The 1,081-nt window shown below is 64.8% G+C and carries 2 protein-coding genes; both read left to right on the top strand.

Annotated features, from left to right (window positions below):
• On the top strand, positions 1 to 543 hold a 543-nt coding region (gene cysD / locus ACFOEV_RS18275; RefSeq protein ID WP_386776335.1), incomplete at its 5' end, for a sulfate adenylyltransferase subunit CysD.
• A 152-nt stretch (positions 544 to 695) separates the two neighbouring features.
• A partial coding sequence (locus tag ACFOEV_RS18270; RefSeq protein ID WP_386776334.1) for a GTP-binding protein occupies positions 696 to 1,081 on the top strand: 386 nt, incomplete at its 3' end.

The raw sequence follows: 1,081 nt of genomic DNA, 5'->3' as shown, positions 1-1,081 counted from the left end.
CTGGACCAGCACGGCTTCGACGCCGCCTTCGGTGGCGCGCGGCGCGACGAGGAAGCCTCGCGCGCCAAGGAGCGGGTCTACTCGTTCCGTGACAAGTACCACCGCTGGGACCCCAAGAACCAGCGCCCGGAGCTGTGGAACGTCTACAACGCCAAGGTCAACAAGGGCGAGTCGATCCGCGTGTTCCCGCTCTCCAATTGGACCGAGCTCGACATCTGGCAGTACATCTACCTCGAGTCGATCCCCATCGTGCCGCTGTACTACGCCGCGCCGCGCCCGGTGGTCGAGCGCGACGGCATGCAGATCATGGTCGACGACGAGCGGCTGCCGCTCGCGCCCGGCGAAGTGCCCGAGGAGAAGTGGGTGCGCTTCCGCACCCTGGGCTGCTACCCGCTGACCGGGGCGGTGGAATCCCAGGCCGCCACGCTGCCCGAGATCATCCAGGAAATGCTGCTCACGCGCACCAGCGAGCGCTCGGGCCGGGCCATCGACCACGACCAGGCCGGCTCGATGGAGAAGAAGAAGAGGGAAGGATACTTCTGAGCTACGAGCTACGAGCTGGTTATCGAGACTCGTAGCCTCCGAGAAGCACTCGTTGTTGACGATACCCACCAAACATGAAGAGCACGGCCTGCTCGTAGCCCGCCGCGCGGAGCTCGCAGCGCTCGTGTTCTTCACCAGGATGGAGAAAACCCGTGTCACACCAATCAGCCCTTATCGCGGAAAACATCGAAGCCTACCTCCACGAGCACGAGAACAAGGACCTGCTGCGCTTCATCACCTGCGGCAGCGTCGACGACGGCAAATCGACGCTGATCGGGCGGTTGCTGCACGATTCCAAGATGATCTACGAGGACCAGCTCGCGGCGATCACCCAGGCCTCGAAGACCAGCGGCACCACCGGCGACGCCGTCGACCTGGCGCTGCTGGTCGACGGCCTGCAGTCCGAGCGCGAGCAGGGCATCACCATCGATGTTGCCTACCGTTTCTTCTCCACCGACCGGCGCAAGTTCATCATCGCCGACACCCCGGGCCACGAGCAGTACACGCGCAACATGGCCACCGGGGCCTCGACGGCGAG

The sequence above is a fragment of the Litchfieldella rifensis genome (assembly GCF_042646605.1).
GTDB lineage: Bacteria > Pseudomonadota > Gammaproteobacteria > Pseudomonadales > Halomonadaceae > Litchfieldella > Litchfieldella rifensis.
The sequence above is the reverse complement of the archived record's forward strand: the minus strand, read 5'-3'. Positions and strand labels throughout refer to the sequence as shown.